At 40.8% G+C, this 18,553-nt stretch carries 13 protein-coding genes; 6 read left to right on the top strand and 7 right to left on the bottom strand.

Translation table 11 applies throughout. From position 1 onward, the window contains the following. Nucleotides 1-42: 42 nt before the first annotated feature. The 4 genes from JN178_RS14635 to JN178_RS14620 all read left to right on the top strand — a co-directional run bounded on the left by JN178_RS14635 (nt 43) and on the right by JN178_RS14620 (nt 4,178). Nucleotides 43-1,074: an MBL fold metallo-hydrolase gene (locus tag JN178_RS14635; RefSeq protein WP_202262185.1), complete on the top strand. Its 1,032-nt coding sequence runs from the start codon at nt 43-45 to the stop codon at nt 1,072-1,074. A 38-nt stretch (nt 1,075-1,112) separates the two neighbouring features. Then, on the top strand, nt 1,113-2,036 hold the full coding sequence (locus JN178_RS14630) for a hypothetical protein (protein WP_202262184.1): 924 nt from the start codon (nt 1,113-1,115) through the stop codon (nt 2,034-2,036). Between the two features lie 254 nt (nt 2,037-2,290). Then, a complete protein-coding gene (locus JN178_RS14625; protein WP_202262183.1) occupies nt 2,291-3,028 on the top strand; it encodes a hypothetical protein in 738 nt (245 codons plus the stop codon). Then, nucleotides 3,015-4,178 carry a hypothetical protein gene (locus JN178_RS14620; RefSeq protein ID WP_202262182.1) on the top strand — a complete coding sequence of 388 codons (1,164 nt, stop codon included), beginning with the start codon at nt 3,015-3,017 and terminating at the stop codon, nt 4,176-4,178. Before JN178_RS14625 ends, JN178_RS14620 begins: the two co-directional genes overlap by 14 nt. Nucleotides 4,179-4,622: 444 nt before the next feature. Here the strand turns inward: JN178_RS14620 and JN178_RS14615 are convergent, their stop codons facing one another. The 4 genes from JN178_RS14615 to JN178_RS14600 all read right to left on the bottom strand — a co-directional run bounded on the left by JN178_RS14615 (nt 4,623) and on the right by JN178_RS14600 (nt 12,095). Next, nucleotides 4,623-6,617, bottom strand: coding sequence for a hypothetical protein (locus JN178_RS14615; protein WP_202262181.1), 1,995 nt, complete (start codon nt 6,615-6,617; stop codon nt 4,623-4,625). After that, nucleotides 6,617-8,533 carry a hypothetical protein gene (locus JN178_RS14610; protein WP_202262180.1) on the bottom strand — a complete coding sequence of 639 codons (1,917 nt, stop codon included), beginning with the start codon at nt 8,531-8,533 and terminating at the stop codon, nt 6,617-6,619. The genes JN178_RS14615 and JN178_RS14610 overlap by 1 nt, the downstream gene beginning before the upstream one ends. 26 nt (nt 8,534-8,559) lie before the next feature. Then, complete coding sequence (locus JN178_RS14605) at nt 8,560-9,963, bottom strand: hypothetical protein (protein ID WP_202262179.1); 1,404 nt, start codon at nt 9,961-9,963, stop codon at nt 8,560-8,562. 416 nt (nt 9,964-10,379) lie between these two features. Continuing rightward, a complete protein-coding gene (locus tag JN178_RS14600) occupies nt 10,380-12,095 on the bottom strand; it encodes a patatin-like phospholipase family protein (protein WP_202262178.1) in 1,716 nt (571 codons plus the stop codon). A gap of 281 nt (nt 12,096-12,376) precedes the next feature. On the opposite strand from JN178_RS14600, the gene JN178_RS14595 reads away from it, so the two are divergent. Beyond that, nucleotides 12,377-12,817: an SRPBCC family protein gene (locus JN178_RS14595; RefSeq protein WP_202262177.1), complete on the top strand. Its 441-nt coding sequence runs from the start codon at nt 12,377-12,379 to the stop codon at nt 12,815-12,817. A 26-nt stretch (nt 12,818-12,843) separates the two neighbouring features. Here the strand turns inward: JN178_RS14595 and JN178_RS14590 are convergent, their stop codons facing one another. From JN178_RS14590 to JN178_RS14580, 3 genes are read right to left on the bottom strand one after another with little or no spacing between them, the layout of a single operon-like run. Further along, a complete protein-coding gene (locus tag JN178_RS14590; RefSeq protein WP_232369578.1) occupies nt 12,844-16,077 on the bottom strand; it encodes a tetratricopeptide repeat-containing hybrid sensor histidine kinase/response regulator in 3,234 nt (1,077 codons plus the stop codon). A 20-nt stretch (nt 16,078-16,097) separates the two neighbouring features. After that, on the bottom strand, nt 16,098-16,301 hold the full coding sequence (locus tag JN178_RS14585) for a hypothetical protein (protein WP_202262176.1): 204 nt from the start codon (nt 16,299-16,301) through the stop codon (nt 16,098-16,100). 1 nt (nt 16,302) lies between these two features. Continuing rightward, nucleotides 16,303-17,142: an SAM-dependent methyltransferase gene (locus tag JN178_RS14580; protein WP_202262175.1), complete on the bottom strand. Its 840-nt coding sequence runs from the start codon at nt 17,140-17,142 to the stop codon at nt 16,303-16,305. A 245-nt stretch (nt 17,143-17,387) separates the two neighbouring features. Between JN178_RS14580 and JN178_RS14575 the strand changes: the two genes are divergently transcribed. Then, a complete protein-coding gene (locus JN178_RS14575) occupies nt 17,388-18,509 on the top strand; it encodes a zinc-binding dehydrogenase (protein ID WP_159626914.1) in 1,122 nt (373 codons plus the stop codon). Nucleotides 18,510-18,553 lie beyond the last annotated feature (44 nt).

The following is an 18,553-nucleotide window of genomic DNA, read 5'->3' as shown; positions in this document are numbered from 1 at the left end:
CAATGGCAAATAGCAGTACATTGTTCTATAGGGAAGGACCCCATGCACAAATACTCACTGCTCCTAATTCTGACGTTGTTTCTAAATGGATGTGTTTTTAATCGTAATTTTTCACAAAAGCAGCTTGAGTATTTAGATAATTTTAGGCCGAATGCAGAATTAACAACCGAGCCCGAAGACCATTTACAGCATATAAAAGTTAGCTATTTTGGCACCAGTACTTTGCTATTAGACGATGGCGCCACCCAAATTCTCATAGACGGATTTTTTTCTCGCCCTGGGCTACTAAGACTTATAACGCTCGGATTTGACCCCAACTCAGCTGCTTCAAGAAAACGTTTGCTTGACGCTGTTGAGACTTACAGTCTGAGCAACTTGTCTGCCGTTGTTACTGCGCACTCTCACCATGACCACGCAATGGATGCCCCACTGATTGCTAGCATTACTGGAGCAGACCTTATTGGGGATGTGTCAACCTGCCGGCTAGCGTATGGCTTGAATGATACTCAAAAAAGGTGCTATGAACTTTTTAATCAAAGAACAGAAACTGGACTACTTCCCCCATACGGTAATTTTACAATCTCGCTGATAAAAGCTGCTCATACTGAACTACCTCCATCAATCAGAAAGTTGGTTGGTCTTAACCAAAGTGTGAGTGAAGATGTTGATTATCCTGCAAGGTTATGGGATTACGCTGAAGGTGAGTCATATTCAATTCTAATTGAACATCCAGTTGGTTCTATAATTGTCCAAGCAAGCACCAGCTTGGCAGCGGACGAGCTTCAACAAATAGATGCAGATTGGTTATTTATGTCTGTTGCCAGATTAACATCCTTAGAAGACAAGAGACAAATTTTCGAAAGCCTCGTTAAGGGGACTAATGCAAAAAACATTGTCCCCATCCATTGGGATGATTTCACTAGACAAGTAGATAATAAGCTATACCCACAGAAATACTTTATGGGAAAATCTTTTGCTGAAATCAAGCTCTTTATGCAACTGAATCATGAACTCGACTCAGGCGCCAATGCATATGTGATGGATCACGGTGATTATATATTTTTAAGGTACTGAAATAGTAGTGAAATAACACTTTTTAAAGGAAAAGTAGAATGGCTAAAAAAATAATCTTTATTCATGGTCGAGCTATAAAACCTAAAAAAGATGAACTTGAAAAGCTTTGGCATGCCGCTGTTACACATGGACTAGAGAGAGATTTTGGTCCCGAAGCAGCTCAGAGGTTTGAGGGAGTAGCAAAGGAGTTTGTCTATTATTACCACCATTGGAACACAATTTCTCAAAAGGGCTATGAAGAGCCGCAGAGTCGTTGGGCCGCCCTAGAGCATTTGAAATCATTTGGAAAAAGTGACTTCAACAAGAATAATTATAAAGAAATAGCCCGACTTGGTTCTCTTAAAGAAGCTTTGGCGGATACGTTTTCTGCCACTCTTGGTGTTCTCGGTGTTGCTGAGCCATTAATAAGCTTAGTAGCACCTGATATGGAGCACTACTTTAACGGTGATTCATACTACGGCAGTGACGCAAGATACGAGCTAACCAAAGTACTGAAGAGAGCATTTGATGATGGCGATGATGTTATGTTGGTTTCTCACAGCTTGGGAACAATGATTAGCTTTGATAATCTCTGGAAGTTTTCTCATTACAGTGAATATAGGAACAAATATGGCAAAAACAAAAGAATTGAGTTGTTTGTTACTATGGGATCGCCTCTTGGAGACGAAAACATTAAGAAGCGGTTAAAGGGGGCAAAGAACGAAAATGAACATAAATATCCGACGAATATTAAAAGGTGGGTTAATTTCTCGGCTGAAGACGATTACATTTCACATGACAGTAAAATTGACAATGATTATAAAGGAATGAAGGAGCTTGGATTACTTCCAAATGGTATTGAGGATGTTTTCATTTACAATTTGAATCTAAGAAATAATAAATCAAATCCACACGGCTCTTCTGGATATCTTATACATCCTAAATTTGCAGAATTAATGAACGATTGGTTGCTGGAGGAGTAGAAGCTGTCACTATGTGTCTTTTCTCCTTATTACTAAGAGTTATTAAGTAACAATCTATATTATGGCTGGCGAATGTTGCTTGTTATTTCTATAAATTAAACTCGTATAAATTTCGCCGGTTCTTTTGCGTTTCTTGAATGTTCAAGAAACGTTTACTAACTTAATAATTTACCACTCCATCTAGACTGTTAAAGTAACCTACGGATTGCGTTTGAAGCTACTTACTTTTAGATAGTTTTTAACAAGGAAATGAAATGCATAGCGAGATCTTCTCTTTAATCCGCGCAACAGGCAAAACTACAGCAGAGATATCTTCTGAAAACGGCCAACAGGAAGGGTGGCTCTTTGAGGTTCTTAGCGGGAAGAGAAATTGTACATCGGTAGAGCTAGAAAAGTTGGCAACAACTTTAAAAGTGAGTCGAGAGTACTTAAACTTTTTAATAAGTAATACTAAATCATCTAAATCATCTGATATATCAAAAATTAAATGGTTAGTACTAGATAAAGTAGTGATTGGATTCTTTGTTCTGTCGATAGCTTTAGGTACTCAATGGCAGTACGAAAAATATGCTACTCAACGAGACAAAGCTGTCGCTGCGTCTAATCTAAGATCTGAATATTTGAAGAAAAATTTTTCTATGTTTCAATCTAGTTTTGTGTCGCTACTTGCTACCAGTGATGCGATTCTTGATACCAAAGTTGGGAATTATGACAATAGCCGAAACAGAAGTAAGTTAGCTGAGATAATACAATATGAGACAGAAGTAAAGTTATACGTAGAACTATTGATGCTGAATGAAGAGCTAACTAAAACTGGGACAGAACTGCTAAAGGACGTTGCGATCATGACTAGTAGATTGAAGAGTTTAAAACCAAATAATGAGACTCGTGAAGCTAGAGATTCTCTCGGTAATAAGTTAGGAGTTTTTAGTCAACATGTTCAGGAAAGGTTAATTCTACTTGTAAGAGAAGAGGTAAATGATGTTGCTTAGCAAAATTATATCTTCTAGCCTTGCCGTAGTTGTGACGTTCACATGCTTTAAAGGTCTATCGGAAGAGGATAAGCCCTACTATACAAGAAATCACACATGGGCTTTGGGGACTGAAATTAAAGAAACTCAAGACCGAAATATTTATCCTAGAAATGCCTTTTTACCTAGTAGATATTTACTTTACATTGATGATAGAAATAAAACACATACTATATCGGGCGACGTTTTTGTTCGAGCCATTACACAAGATGGCGTAAGCGTATATGTTCTAGATAAGCATGTATCCAAATATCCATTTGCAGAATCAGTGGGCTCTCATGAAATTGTTTTTAACTCAGCATATGAACTATGCAATATAAAACCGTGCGATACTCCGAAAGAGGGGAATATTTTTCCGGTCTCTAGGGGAGATGCTTTTAATATTATAGGCAGCGAAGCTGGCTATATAGAAATTGCAGGTATACAAGAAGAGCCAGTGAGAGGATACGTAACTTCCTCTAGATTAGATGAGTTGAGAGATCATGGGTTGGTAACTCGTACGGACCATAGACATCCTCGATATAAAATAAAGAAAACGAAAATACACACTATCAGTGTTACATGTGGAAAAGTACTCGAGGGAACTTTACAGATAGATCACGATAAACTTGATGACGTTCAGTTTGTCGCAGAATCATTCGATTTGGGAAACATAGATTATGATGATAAACAACTTGTGATAGCTGATGGTCAAGACTATGGCGGTGATGGGCAATCAATAGACTTCTTTCTTTACTCTGTTTTAGACACTGCTTCGCAAGAAACATTTAATGTTGCAGCTGTCTATAAAACTAAATGTGAGAAAGAAGATTTTCAAAAGCCCAAAAATCTCTTTTATGAAAATGTTACGTTTAAGAGTAGCCGCCGTGATCTACCTGTAAAATTGGATATCAAGGAATTTGGTACTCGTGAAGACTTAAGGGAAGAAACAGGAGCACCTTATTTGATAAGTATAAACGAGTATTCTCACTTTGAGGCAGTAATGAAAAAGCTAAGCAAAAAAATAGGTGACCGCACCTTAGCAGGATTTGCTCTTAGTGAAATAAATGTTAGTTGTAGGTTTTCTGAACGGCAGAAGAGGTTAGGCAAATGCAGAAGTTACTCATACTAATTTTACTATGCTGGGGTGAGTGTAAGCTAATTTAAGAAAGGTAAATGTTAGCGACTAGGATAAATCGTGTCATGGTATAGATTGATACGAGGCTGTCTCGGAGAACGCTATAGAGAAAGCTACATTTTAGGTCGTAACAAAAATTTGTTATCAGACATCTAATAGGACAATGAGATGATATAAGGATATTGCAGATAATTTATTCCTGTTCCGCTTTATACAGTTTTGGAAATAACTCGACTATGTAATGCGTTTTAGGTAAACCAATACGATAAGCTTTTTCAGGAATGATACTAGTAGATGAGTCAAGGTATTTATGCTTTTGTAGACTTCTCCTAATTTCTTAAAAGCTTCAAAAAATAAACATCCTTTGATATAGAGCTTCACATTTATGGCTCTCCATTCGAGTTATCAAATACATTGTGAGGTTTCAATTTGTCGGCTTTACTCTACTTTTGCTTCAACGAAACTATTTTTTATTGCTGTTATATTCAGTTGGTGCATTTGTAATATTTGTTCAATGACAGCAACGGCCTCGAAGGGTAATCTTTCTATTGTATTTTCATTGCTCTGCTGCTCCTCGCTTAAATGTTGCTTCCTTTCTTTTAGCTCCAATAGCTGTTGTTCTTTTTCGCTGTTGTTGACAATAAATGAGTCCAGTTCTTCCGTTTGGCTTAAAATATCACTCTTATATTGGATGATACTCTCGCTGATTTGATTGTAATTGCCCAACGTTTGTAGAGTCTTTGGATCTTCCTTAGCTAAGAGACTTTGTATCTCTTTAAGTTCAATTTGCTTTTGTCTTAATTCGCTTTGGCTTACAGCAATTGAGTTTTCACGTTCTTGCTTTTGAGTTGAGTATTCTTCAAATTCTTTGATTTTGGATTCGAGCAACTCATCAACTTCTCGGACTTGCTTCGAGAGTGTGAGTTTACGATTGTCAGCTGCTTTTATAAGCGCTGCATATTTATGATAAGTTGCTGTAATTCTGGATCTTACTTCTGACTCAAGATTCTCAGAAAGACCGCTGGAGCCGCTATTCGAAGCGTTGCCGAATAAAAGGCCCTGTGCTTCCTCTGTACTGTTTTTAATACCGGCTAAATTGATTAATATGTCTTCCCCGCCTGATACACCTTTGGCTAGTTTTGCCGCACTATTTAGTAGGTTTGTTCCGATTTTTTGATAGTTATTGAGCATATCACTAGGATCATTGTCGTAGCTTTTCAAATTCCAGTTGCCGATATCATCTTTTACAAAAACCATACTTGTTTTGCCATCTCCGCGAGCAAAAGCTGTGTTCACCATTGACCAATTATTATCGTTAATAAGGCGTTCAATCATGCGAGTCCTGCTTTTGGTTGGCCATTTCTTGTCTTTTCTAGGAGTCGCATCGAGCCATTCAAAGAGATTTAGATAATCTGTTGCTTCTGAGTCGCGAAGATAAAAACTAGTGGGCATAAGTTCATAAGCGCTCTCACCTTTCTGTTGACGAGCAATAGCATCGGCACGAGCAGTAATCTCACTACCAAGTTCAGCCGCAATAATTGCGGCTCTCGCTATTTCTATACGTGCTCGCCTTGAGTTAGGTAACACTGCTACTTGTGTGGTTGCCCAATGCTCCGCACCTTGTGAAAGTAATTGTCCCAAGTTTGCCATCTTTGTGAGGCATTCTTGGGCTTTGGGGGTGTTATTGGTGTCTGTATCTAATAAATATCTACGACACTGAAGCATGGATTTGCTAGTGTCAAAATTCAAAGACTTGTGCATATACGCTAGAACATTTAAGAGGTTGTGTTTTACATCAAACAACTGAGGACATACTTGATGAACGGCATCCTCATTTTTCGTAGGTATGACAAAACTATCGTGATAGTCGAGAAAATCTAGGTTAAAAAGGTCATGAATGTCTTGATCATATGGTGGTTCACTATCGAGTTCTAATATAGAAAGACGTCTATTTTTTTTGCGGGGCAATATCGTGGCAAGCATTTTAGTGAAGTCTTCGTTATATTGTGCATAGAGAACTTTATCAGGTGAGGCACTATCCGATGTGATTTCGCTCGATGTACGTTTTTTTAGTTCCGACAAACTTTGCAGAATGTCAGGGGTAATTAGCTGACTATCCTCAAAAGTCGAAGGAGAGCACTGTTTTAGAAGGTCTCCATTTATACCCGCTGCGCTGGTGCCAAAACACCCTAATCGACATTCGCTAAGGTGAATTGCTCTTATCATATTTTCTGTTACATGTGAGCTAAGGTTAAGCGTACCTATCAATTCTGCTTTCTGTATGTCCAATGTTTTACTTAATGGGCCGTCGTACACTTCAACTTCAATTCGCATCGAACTTTCAGCCTTGGCTTCAAATACAAAAATGTACGTGATACTAAGAAGTGATAGTAATAAAAACATTGCCCTTTTTACTAAAGTTAATCTACGCATCACTCGCCCTCCTCACATTTAAACGATGTGTCAGAAACATCTGCAGCGTTGGAATTTAGCTGGGCTACCACCGACCTGCTGAGTTCACAAAGCTCCGTGTATTTTGCTTTTTTAGAAGCGCTAAGTATCTTCGCCTTATTCAAGTTCAATGTGTTAATTGCTTTGCCTAAACGTAATTCAGCGTGCATTATTGGCAAAATATTACTCTCGCTTTCATTATTGGTTTGCGCATTAAGAACTTGCTTAGAAAGTGCTTTTAAAGTTTGAGTGATAGGTTTGTTATCAGCGGACATAGCAATTGTAAGACGTTCGTCCTGATTAAATGTGCGCCAGCCCTCCGGACCGAGAATTTGAAAACCACGTCTTTGGTTAATGTCACAATCAATTGGTTTATCACCTATAAGTGTTGAAGCTAGTTGTGAATCACTCTCGCTATTGCTTAATATCGGCAAACCTGTAGCAAGTGCAAGCTTTTTAGCCATCGCTGACTTTAGGGTAGTAAGTATTTCAGAAAGCTGGCTGGTTGGTTCGAAGTAGGCGTTTGATACAGCATTACCTATTGCGAGCTTCGTGAATTCAGCCAGTGCAGTTCTGATGGATGATTCATTTGCAAGTGCCAAGATGCCACTCAGACTTGAGTCGCTTTCAAATTCAATAGATTCTTGTTTGGGTAAATTGTCCGTAAGTAATAAAAACTGTGTTTGTGTAGCAAATAAGTCGTTTATATATTTCGTAAGCTTTGTTTTTATTTCGATTTTGAGCTCTGCGTCTAACATCTTGTAGGTGAGTTGGTCAGGCTGTTCCGGATTGTTTATTAATTGGGTTTTACTTTTAAAATGCGAAAAGATTTCCGTTGTCCCGGTTGTTATCCCTTTTAGTTCAAAGTCCTTTACCTCCTCGATAAACAATTCGGAAAGCTTGTCAGCAATTTTAATCTGTGTCCCGTTAGAGTCTAATATTGCAGTAGAAATATTACTGGCACTTTTTGATTGGCTGTAAACCAAAGCTAGTTTTTTTATAAGCTCATTCTTGTTAGTACCAGTAAAGTCAATTTGCTTTCCTTCGAGTTGGCCAATGAGCATGTTCCACTTAGTTTGGCTATTATCTTGATCGCTAAATAGGTCGTCTGGCAAGTTTGGTGTTACATGCTCTTCGATTTTCTTAACTAATTTCGCTTTAATTAAATCTTTCAACCAAGTTAAACCTAATGAGTATAAGGCGGGATTTAATTTTTCTTTGTTTTCTTTTTTCAAGTTTTCAAGCGAAACTTCAATCGCTGTTTTTAAACTGTTTTGGACGCTTGTATTGATCTTCTCTAACTCTGCTCCGTGAGCTTCAAACTGGTCATCAATGACTGACGATAGACCGTCTTTTGCTATAACATTCCCCTCACTGAGAATAGTGTTATGCAGTTTTGAACTAAGCGCATTTTTTGTCTCAACAAAACCCTGATGTTCGCCCGCTAGCTTTAAATACTCAGATTTGAGCTTAGTGTAATCAGCCCATGCTTGCTCTCTGGCAGCTTCATTCTGAGTCTCGTTTTCCGAGACAAAGCGATGACGGCCAATGTTCTCATCGAAAACTACATTTGCTCCGAGTGGATCTAATTCCCAGCTTTTTAAAATACCCGATTCGAACTTAATATCGTTCGCCCAAGTGTTAGCTTTTCCAGTCATTTTAAATCTGTATAAGCCACCTGATGAAGGATATTTACCATTGTTATTATTTTGACCATTTTGTGAACAGTAGTCGAACACACGAAAGTAGTAGGTCGTTTGGAAAGCGACATTTTTGTCTTGATATCTCGGATCAGCGCCAGTACGAACATGATGCTCAGGTGAAATGCTGCAACCTACTAATATTGTTGCTAATAAAGTGGTCAATAAAGAAGATGACTTTCTTATATGTGTTGTCATTGAACTCACTCCCTTGAAACTCTTGATTAATACAGTCCTAATGCCTTTCTCAGTGCAATTAGGTTTATGTTTTTTGATGTTGAGCTAATAACTGTTTCTGTCCAATATGATGTATGAGTAAACCCATTCTTAATTTCTCTGTAGTCTAGCTTGATCTCTTCAATAGGGGTTCTGCAAATATCTCGAGGAGGCGTCATTAAAGCGGAATTGTTGTCGATGTGTATGTAACTAAAGTTTCGACTAACTGGACCTGAAATAAAATCACCCTTGTAAAAGTTTTCGTGGGGCATATAAATATTTGTCCATTTCACATGAGCAAAAACAGCGCCGTGGTGCAAAAATTCTCCTTGGTTATCACTGTAGTACCACTTGCCTTTTTCAGTCACAGGGGGGGAAGTCGGGGTTTCGCGGTCTAACTTGCGCTTTATAAAGTCTTCATTGTTGCGAAACATCAATATATCCGCATAGGTAAGTGGACTACCTAAAGTGACAAAATCTGAGATTAGCCAGTTGTTATCTGGAGAATTTGCCTTAAGCTCATTAAATAAGTCTCGCTGTAGTTGCCAGTAGTGCGTCTGTGATTCTTTGCTAAATTCTTGTTTTTCTACTTTCTGGCTTAGTTGCTCAATTAAATCTTTTGCGTGTTCGCTCAAAGGTGTTGGAACACTACCTTTTTCATCGCTTGTCTTGAACTTATTTGCTCGCGCCCAGAGATGGGTTAGCAGATCATACGCTACAATCGAGCCTAGACTATGGCCTACTAAAATAACACGGTCGTAATCACCAGTTCGATGAATCCGCTCAATCAGCTCAACTCCACCTTTGCGAATATCCTGGCGAACTTTTATATTAATTGGCTTTGCCTGAACATAACGAGCGACATCACCGAAATAGTTGGTAAAAAATTTTTTCGCAAGCCCTAACAGGAATATCCATATGGCACTAAGTGCAGTTGTTAGAAAGGTGGGGAGCCAAGATTCAAAATCAGAGATAGTACACCAAGCAATAGCCACTAATATTCCCATAGCGAAAAGCGACCAAAGCAAGTAATAAAGCTTCAGCAAGGATGTTGAGTGCTCACGATAACTGGAGGGATGTCGAAACATTAATGCTACTAACCAGCCAGTAAAATGCTCCCACTTTGTTCCAACAGTGTGATGCGCCCAATAGTATTCGTAAAAGTCAACTCGTTGCGTATGCTTGTTGTTCTCTTTGTTAATTGGTGTATTGGTTGTAATTCTACGTTGTTCGAATGAAGTGCTAACTGAGCTAGGCTTGTTCCAAAAATGAGGCTCCTCAAGGAAAGGGTCGAGCTTCCAAATGTTACTTACGAATGAACGGATACTTTCCATGGGACGCTGTTCGCCCATACCATGAACCAAAACTACAGCTTGTTTTTTTGTTCTATTGAATGTGGCTAAACGTTGCATCAACAGTCCTTTGCGCCGCAACCGAGCAGCGTAGTATTTCAGCTTACTTTAACGACAATATTTCACCGTTTAGATGTTAATGGATATCAGGCTTTTAGCCTTTAAAGTGATAATTTTTGTTTAATTTTTAGACTGTACAATATATCGCCATTTTTTGCCAATAGAAACAATATTTCCTAGATTTTGATCTCAATTGTTGCCACGTTCCACGACTAAAAAAACGAAGTCATTAGTTCAAATAGCCGAATTCGAAAAGATTTTGATAGTTCGATAAACTCAACTAGCGCTAACAGATGAAAAATAGCCAATTTTCCCCAATGGTTGATAAGAATCTGAGTAGCTAATGGCTATACTAGTCCAAACATCAGCTACCAATGCTTACTCGCAAATTACTACCAATTAACCTTTTTCCACCACTACAACTCCAAATATCCCCGCAAACGCTTCTTGATATAGAAATTATATAAACCCACACGTAATACCCAGCTCATGCCCATTTGCTTGGCAAGGCCATAGTATCTATCTTTCACTCTTTCATATACACGCTCTCGAGCGGCTTTTGCTGCGTTTCTTGGTGTTACATTACCCAGTTTGGTGTCGTTAAGAATATCTTCTAGCGCCTTCTTTTGAGTCTTGTAAAAGGCGCTGTCTACATTAAGTGGTAGGTGGTCTTTGGCTTTTTGGGCGTTTTGGCGGCTTTCGAGTATGTGCAAAATGACATTGGTCGCGTTAAGTCTGCCTCTCATGTAATCGTGGTGACGAAACCGCTCTTCAAAGAAGCCCATGAACGACATTACTTTTTCGCTGGCCAAATCTTCTGGTTTGGCAGTAATGGTATACACGTTCATAATGTCAAAGTCGTTTAATCCTGCCGACTTTTCTAGCAGTGCAATACTGTAAATCCACGCGTCTTTTTCTTCTTGCGTCGCATTGTCATAGTCTGCAAAGTCTTCTTTGTACTGAAGCGTTAAGCGCGCTATGGCATCATTAAGTTGCTCGTCGTTATCAGTAGTATCTTTGTATATTTCTTGGCATAGCTCTTTTGATGTTTGTGCTAATCGCTTTACCGCCGTTTTGGTAGAGGACGTTACAATATCTACTATTTGTTTGGCCCGTTCATCCAGTAACTCAACCTTGTGATTTATCTTGTCGGTCATCAACCAGTCTTGAAAACGACTTTGGGCAAAAATTCCTTTTGCGGCACTGCTAGCAACGCTCATCATGTTGAAATCAGGTGACTCGGCATCAAGCGTTAAATCCATTGTGGACGCTTTTGCACTAGGTGAGATGTAAAAATAAAAACGCTTAGCGTAATCCAGCGGGTCGTTGTCGTTAGACTTTGCGAGCTCTCTTGCCATACCTAACGGATAGTTATTAAATGCACCGCCATCAATATAGGTAAACTTGCCATCGGGCTTAACTGATGAGAAATCCTCTGCACCACGCCCTTGATAATCGGGCTCTTCAAACCGTCTAAACAGCGCAACCGGTGAAAAAGCAAACGGAAATGCACCGCACGCACGTGATGTGTCGGCTATGGTTTGCCAGGTGTTTTGATTATCGTCGTTCTCGCCAAGTGTTATGGTCAATCTGTCTTGATGACGGGTTTCAACAAATTTGCCACCAGTAAGCCCGTCGTGGGTAGCGGTAAAAATGTCTCTGGCGTAGTCCACACCGTTTAAGTTAGACAATGCCAGGCCAAGCTTTATGGTATCGGCGCTTGCCGGATGAGGAGCTTTAGTAGGTGTGGCGGCACTTTCGTAGCGACCTAAAATCAAGTTGCGCGCTATTGAATCAACAAAGCCTGAAGAAAGAATAGAGGTGTTTTCATTGTCGTTATCATGCGCTGTAAGCAAGCCATCGATGTGTACCTTTTTTACCCATGCCAAATAGCCAACGTTAGTGAGTGGCTCGGTTAGCGAATAGCTTTCGTATAGCAGCTTTTGGGCCGTTAGCGCTGCGGTCATGCCGCCCGCACTTGCGCCTGTCATTACATCAATTTTAATGTGCTGGTCGGAAGGATTAGATTCGTTGTGCAGTTTTATGGCGTTGATTATTTCATACATGGTGCCAGCTTCGTAAGAACCTAGCGAGACGGCACCTGAAATGGCGATTGCTACTTTGTATGTCATGACAAATTCCTTATGATCATCACAGAACACACTTCGTCCAGACTGCTGATAGCTTATGGTCGTGGTGTATAAGTCACCGCTTTTTTTATTAGTGTACCAGTTACTCACCGTTAAACTAGTCAGAATTAGCTTGTTAAGCAGGCTTCCTGTTCGTCCACCCTTTTAAATAGGTCACACAATTTCACCTATCGCAATACATTACTTATTGAAATAATCGTTCGGTCAAATGTAGAGTACGATTACAGGCAGTAAATTACGGTTGAAGTAGATGTAGGTAACGAATGTTTTCAATTCATGTAGTGCGCACCATTAATAAGCCCATTGCCGAGGTGTTTGCCATTTTAAGTGACCATGCTAATTACGCTCAGTTTAAAGGTGTAGATAAGTCGACACTGCTTATTGAAGGCAAACATGAGAAAAATGGCTTAGGTGCGGTGCGCGAAATTGTTGCCGGTGGGGCCAATTTACATGAAGAGATTGTGGCTTTCGATCCGCCCTACAAACTGGGATACAAAGTTATTAAATCTAAGCCGCTGCCGTACGATCACGAGTTAGGCGAAATCACGCTTGAAGAAAGAGGTGATAAAACCCATGTCACCTGGCGCTCAGTAGGGCATATCTCTATTTTTCTGTTAGGTAGCCTCTATTTTGATAAGCAAGTGCAGAATGTGGGAAGTCGCGCCTTCGGAAGTATTCTTAAGCATATCGACGCTATGAGCTAATTTTCTATGGGCCAAAACTCTATGAACTAGCTAGCCCCAATTTGGGCTTCTATTCTTACTTTCATCTTAGCAATTTCATTATAAAGCACGTTTAATTGCTCACTAAAACCCTTAGTGGTTTTGTGTTCATTTTGCACTATGGTTAGTTCAACAGCACTGGTTAGCTCGGCCAATGCAAAGGCGCCAATATACCTAAGCGCAGTAATGTAAATGTGGGCAACACGTGAAATTGTGGCGTAGTCGTTTTCATCAATTGCTTTGCGCAGTGAATCAAGCTCGCCTTGTAACCCAATAAAGTCTTTAAGTAACTCGTTATACAGCAGCTCGTTACCTCGAAGCTTACGCATAGCTCTTGGCTTATCAATAACTGAAAGGGTGCTTTGCTTGAAAGAAATGGCAGACTGAACCGCATTGTCACTAGCGTTATCAGGTGCTTGGCGCACTGTGTTAACCTTCATCGCCTTGCTCAAGACATCGAAAAACGTCTTCGGCTCAATAGGCTTGTTGATGTGTTCATTCATACCTGCATTGTAGCTTTTTTCGATGTCTTGCTGCATTGCATGTGCGGTCATCGCAATTACTGGCAGCGATAAGTTGAGCTCTTTTCGTATTACTTGAGTTGCCGCTAATCCATCCATAACTGGCATTTGAATATCCATCAATACCGCGTCGTAGGTTGAATCTTCGCGAAGAATATTAACCGCTTCTAAGCCATTACTTGCCACTTTCACATTCGCATTAGTATCGGCAAGCAGCCCTAACGTTACTTTTTGGTTTAGTGCGTTATCTTCGGCAAACAGAATCTTTTTGTTGCTAAAATCAGGTATCGCAAATTCATCTGTGGCGAGAGTGCGCGCAGGCATGTTTAAGCAAAGTTCTTGTAATCTGTCTATGAGCTCACTAGTACCTAGCGGTTTTTTGATAAAGGTATGGATCCCAAGTTGTCTTGCCTGTTCGCGCATTCGAGGCGAATCAAACGCCGACAACATAATCACTTTGGGTATTTTGTTTGAGAGCTCCTGCTTCATTATTGCAGCCACTTCTAAGCCGTCGATATCGGGCATCTTCCAATCTAAAATCATTACATCATAGGGGGCGTTTTGCGACACCGCCTCACGCAACATGGCAATGGCTTCTTGCCCACCAGTTGCTGTATCTGATTGTATATTGGCACTCGATAACGCCTCGGTAATGGCGCGTCTAGACAAACTAACGTCATCGGCAATTAGTACTTTAAGAGCAGATAGTTGCTTAGAGGGTGATACTAGTTGTTTGGCGGGGTCACGCTTAACCTGTACGGTGAAGTAAAAGCTTGAACCTTTACCCAGCTGACTTTCTACCCAAATTTCCCCGTCCATCAATGCGGCAAGTTGTTGGCATATTGCAAGCCCTAATCCGGTGCCACCATAGCGACGAGAAATCGATTCATCGCCTTGATTAAACGGTTTAAACAGCTTGGCTTTTTGTTGGCTGCTTAATCCAATACCCGTGTCTTTCACTTCAAACTCTAGCTGAATATCATCGTCTGCCTGCTTACACCTTACACTCACCGATATGAGACCCTCTTCGGTAAACTTGAGCGCATTGCTGACCAAGTTGCTCAGTATCTGCTGAATGCGCAATGGATCGCCAATCAGGTGTAAAGGCACATCTCTGGCAATATATTGGATTAGCTCAATATGGTGTTCATTTGCGCGCCCCAAATGCAGTCGTATGGTTTGATTCACCAAGGTATCTAAGTTGAATTGCGTCGACTCAATTGTCAGTTTTCCTGCTTCAATCTTGGAAAAGTCTAGAATGTCGTTAATCACGCCAAGCAAGGTATGCGACGCTGATTCTATTTGAATAAGGTTAGTTTGCTGTTCTTCATTTTCAGCAGCACGCTGAGAAAGCTTAGTTAGGCCTATAATTGCATTTAGCGGTGTGCGTATTTCGTGGCTCATGCGGGCAAGAAAGTCAGACTTAGCTTCAGTGGCTTTTTGTAAATCAAGAGTAACGGTATTGAGCGCTTTTCTTTGGTGTCGCGTGCGTAACCATAGGCCAATGACTAACAGCAAGAAAAAGAACACAATAGCAATGAAGTAAAGTTGATAGGTGTTCTGCTTTTGCTGAATAAGATTGCGCTGTTCTTTTAATAAGTTGTCTTTTTCCAGCAGTTTTATTGTTTCTTCTTTTTCTGAGATTGCTAAGCGAATTCGATTAAGCGCTAGTGAGCGAGATTGCTGTTCATTAAAGCTTTGCTCATACACTTGCCTGTATTGCTCGGCATAATCTAATGCCGCACGATAGTCACTGTTCGATTTAGAAAGTGAAATAAGCTGTTCAAGCGCACCTAGCAATAGTGACTTATCGTTTTGGATAGCATCTGAATTTAGCCCAGCATTTAGCTCAGCTATCGCCAGTTCTATTTCACCGCGTCGTTCATAGATTTCTGCAAGCTGAAGAATATAGGCGCCTTCGTTGTAACGAAAAGCCACCTTGCGGTCAGCCTCGGCGGCTTCGTTAAGCTTTTTAAGCGCTTCGCTTAGGTTGTTCTGTGCAATGTGCAAGTCAGCCATGGCACTGTAAACAATACCGATAAAAGGGTACTGAATGTCACTGAGTAACTCTTCTGCCAATAGCAGGCTAACTTGTGCCTCTTTGTACATGCCCATTTTACTTTGCGCATACCCTTGAAAAAAGTAGGCCACGCCTTCGTCTTTTTGACTGTATAAGCGCTGTGCCGTTTGTTGGTACTTTTTGGCAAAGGCAAGTATTTGCTCGTAATCCTTTAACGACGAGTACACATTGCCCATTGAACTATACACAAACAAAACGCGGTCGCTCTGCATTTCGTTATACAGCGCGAGTGCTCGATTAAAGGCCTCAATAGAACTGGCGTGTTCGCCAGAAAAGTCGAGTATTAGCCCTTCTAATCGGTACGACTCGGCGAAGGCAAGCGTATTGTCGCTTGATTCAGCAAGTTCGCGGGCCTGAAGTATTACTTCATATGCGCTTATGTAGTCTTGCTTTAAAATGAATTGGTACGATCGTAAATTTAAGAAACGCGCTTTTTCATAGTCATCTGAGTTTGAAGCAAAAAAGTTGTCGAGGGTTTGAAATGTTTCGTCAACGGTAGGGTCGCCTTTTTGTATACGTTCTTTAAGCCCATCAATTAAGCTAGTGGCGACGTATGCGTTACCCTGCTGCGTTTGGTAGGCAAACGCAGGCACCATCACCCAAAATAGGGTGATGGTTGCAATGAGAAACAGGTAACGCATACTTGCTTACAACGAGTTTGTTAATAATGAACTACGCGTGGCGCTTTGTTTTCATCGGTAAAACGCTTCTCTATTTCTTCCCAGTTTTTGTCTTTAAACAATTGTACGTCCTCTTCAGACAAGCCGTATTTAGTTGCGGTCGCCACAGGATCTTTTTTATAGGCTTCTAGTAGCTCGCTGTTGGTGTCTAACTCAACTAAAAAATCTTCTAGTGTTTTGGCCATATCAATTTCCTTCAGTAATGGAGGTTGGGTTTCTGAAACTTACTACTTGTTGCTCTGTTAAACCAAGCTTGGACAATCTATCTTGGCGATAGGCTGGCAAGCCTAGCGATGGGATCACTAAGGTGGAAACTAAAGTCGTTTCGGCATTAATCAAATTGCTAAGCGTCACTTTTTGAATTACGGGCTCGCTGATTGGAAGAGTAGGGGCTTCGTAAATAATGAGTTCGTGATCGTCTGGGTAATGTTCAAGCAGTATTTCAGTTAATAGCGCAAGACCAGGACGATTATGTGTAGCGTCAAGTACGCTTAATGAGGCTTCACCCACCAATCCAATTTGCCAAATAATTTGGGTCATGTGCGGGTCGATACGATAATCGCGAAATAGAAATTGTGTGGCCTCGTAAGACTGGCAGCCAAATTTTGAAGGGTCTATGCCCAAATCTGCAATAAGGCAGTCTTCTGCAGACACACCAGGCAGCATAGTTGCGCTGTAGCCTAACTCACGTACTTGATTGATGGCATCGTGTGAAGGAGTGACGAACACACCAGCGTGACCGTAAAAGGCTGCACATACTTTTTGTCCATCAATTACCGCTTGTACGATGCGGTCAGTCATTTGTTTGTAGGTAAGTGCGCGAGACTTACCTTCTTCGTAAAGGTCGTCTAGTGAAATGCTGTTTGCATTGAGCTTTCTAACAGCATGCTCGCCCACTTTGTTCATGATGCCCATAAACACAATGTCGGCATTTTCTATGTGGCTTTTGGTTGCTAATGTCATTTGGCCGGCTACACTAATGCCGGTGCCGACAATGACAAGCTCTCCTTTTTTGGCGTTTTCCATGATGTCCTTTTCAATTATCTAAGCCGCACAACATCGAAGTTTCACTATAAATTAGTTTGTGCCTATTTACTATTGTGTTTTCTACAATGCCGTGGGTTGTGTGACAACCTTAATATCGCGTTTCTGGTTTTGTTTTATAAATCATGGCTACCCATATATATTCGCAATATAAATAACACTGATAGTGGCGGCATGTTAGGTTATAGCTACACTTAGCGACTAACTATTATGGCGAATGAATCACTATGACTACATCTAAACAGTTATTTACGCATATCTCATCTGAAGGTGAACTTACGGTTTCTTTAAAAGAGGTTGAGGTACCACAACCTAAGCCACACGAAGTCATTGTTCGTATGGAAGCATCTCCAATCAATCCTTCTGACATGTGGCCAATGTTTGGGCCGGCTAGCTTAGACAAAGCAACATTTGACGAAAGTAAGAATGCACTCGTTGCCCCCGTACATAAGCCACTGCTCGCACGTATCAAGTCGAGACTTGATCAAACCTTACCCATCGGCAATGAAGGGGCTGGAACGGTAGTCGCAGCGGGTGATAGCCCAGAAGCGCAAGCGTTAATGGGTAAAACCGTGTCAATTTTGACAGGTGCTGCGTACACCGAGCACGCATGCGTGCCTGTGCAAGCGTGTTTACCTCACTTAGATGGCACTACGGCACAACAGGCTGCGTCATCATTTGTTAACCCGTTAACTGCTTTAGGTATGGTAGAAACCATGCGTATGGAAGGGCACAAGGCGTTAGTGCATACCGCAGCGGCTTCGAACCTAGGGCAAATGCTTAACAAGATTTGTTTAGAGCAAGGTGTTGAGCTGGTCAACATTGTGAGAAGTCAGCAGCAAGTCGACATTCTAAAAGCTATTGGCGCTAAAATTGTACTTGACTCTTCAAGCGAGAATTTCAAAGCAGAACTTTATCAAGCAATTGATAGCACGGGCGCTACGCTTGCCTTCGATGCTATCGGCGGCGGCGAATTGGTAAGCGATATTCTTACTATGATGGAAGCGTCGGGCAGTAAAGATGCGAAAGGGTTTAATACCTATGGCTCTGACAGCAACAAGCAAGTCTATATCTACGGTGGTCTAGACTTCTCACCCACTATTTTAAATCGTGCTTATGGCATGACATGGGGAATAGGCGGTTGGTTGCTTATGCGCTTCCTTGGCAAGCTTGATAAAAAGCGTGTGGGCGAGTTGTATCAAAAAGTGGCAATGGAAATTAACACCACCTTTGCGTCGTCTTATTCAAAAGAGCTTTCACTTGAAGAAGCGTTACAGCCAGAAAATGTGGCTTTGTATAATGCTAAGAAAACAGGTGAGAAGTACCTGATTGTACCTAATAAAGGCTAACTGAACGAAAGACATTGCCTGTAATTCTTGTAATTACAGGCAAT

The organism is Alteromonas sp. KC3 (genome assembly GCF_016756315.1).
Taxonomy (GTDB): Bacteria; Pseudomonadota; Gammaproteobacteria; order Enterobacterales; family Alteromonadaceae; genus Alteromonas.
This window is presented reverse-complemented; position numbering and strand designations above follow the sequence as displayed.

Excerpts from the sequence above, each read along its gene's own strand:
- JN178_RS14595 (WP_202262177.1), top strand. The coding sequence starts at position 12,377 with ATGTTTTCAATTCATGTAGTGCGCACCATTAATAAGCCCATTGCCGAG.
- JN178_RS14605 (WP_202262179.1), bottom strand. The coding sequence starts at position 9,963 with ATGCAACGTTTAGCCACATTCAATAGAACAAAAAAACAAGCTGTAGTT.
- JN178_RS14615 (WP_202262181.1), bottom strand. The coding sequence starts at position 6,617 with ATGCGTAGATTAACTTTAGTAAAAAGGGCAATGTTTTTATTACTATCA.
- JN178_RS14630 (WP_202262184.1), top strand. The coding sequence starts at position 1,113 with ATGGCTAAAAAAATAATCTTTATTCATGGTCGAGCTATAAAACCTAAA.
- JN178_RS14620 (WP_202262182.1), top strand. The coding sequence starts at position 3,015 with ATGATGTTGCTTAGCAAAATTATATCTTCTAGCCTTGCCGTAGTTGTG.
- JN178_RS14625 (WP_202262183.1), top strand. The coding sequence starts at position 2,291 with ATGCATAGCGAGATCTTCTCTTTAATCCGCGCAACAGGCAAAACTACA.
- JN178_RS14580 (WP_202262175.1), bottom strand. The coding sequence starts at position 17,142 with ATGGAAAACGCCAAAAAAGGAGAGCTTGTCATTGTCGGCACCGGCATT.
- JN178_RS14575 (WP_159626914.1), top strand. The coding sequence starts at position 17,388 with ATGACTACATCTAAACAGTTATTTACGCATATCTCATCTGAAGGTGAA.
- JN178_RS14585 (WP_202262176.1), bottom strand. The coding sequence starts at position 16,301 with ATGGCCAAAACACTAGAAGATTTTTTAGTTGAGTTAGACACCAACAGC.
- JN178_RS14590 (WP_232369578.1), bottom strand. The coding sequence starts at position 16,077 with ATGCGTTACCTGTTTCTCATTGCAACCATCACCCTATTTTGGGTGATG.
- JN178_RS14635 (WP_202262185.1), top strand. The coding sequence starts at position 43 with ATGCACAAATACTCACTGCTCCTAATTCTGACGTTGTTTCTAAATGGA.
- JN178_RS14600 (WP_202262178.1), bottom strand. The coding sequence starts at position 12,095 with ATGACATACAAAGTAGCAATCGCCATTTCAGGTGCCGTCTCGCTAGGT.
- JN178_RS14610 (WP_202262180.1), bottom strand. The coding sequence starts at position 8,533 with ATGACAACACATATAAGAAAGTCATCTTCTTTATTGACCACTTTATTA.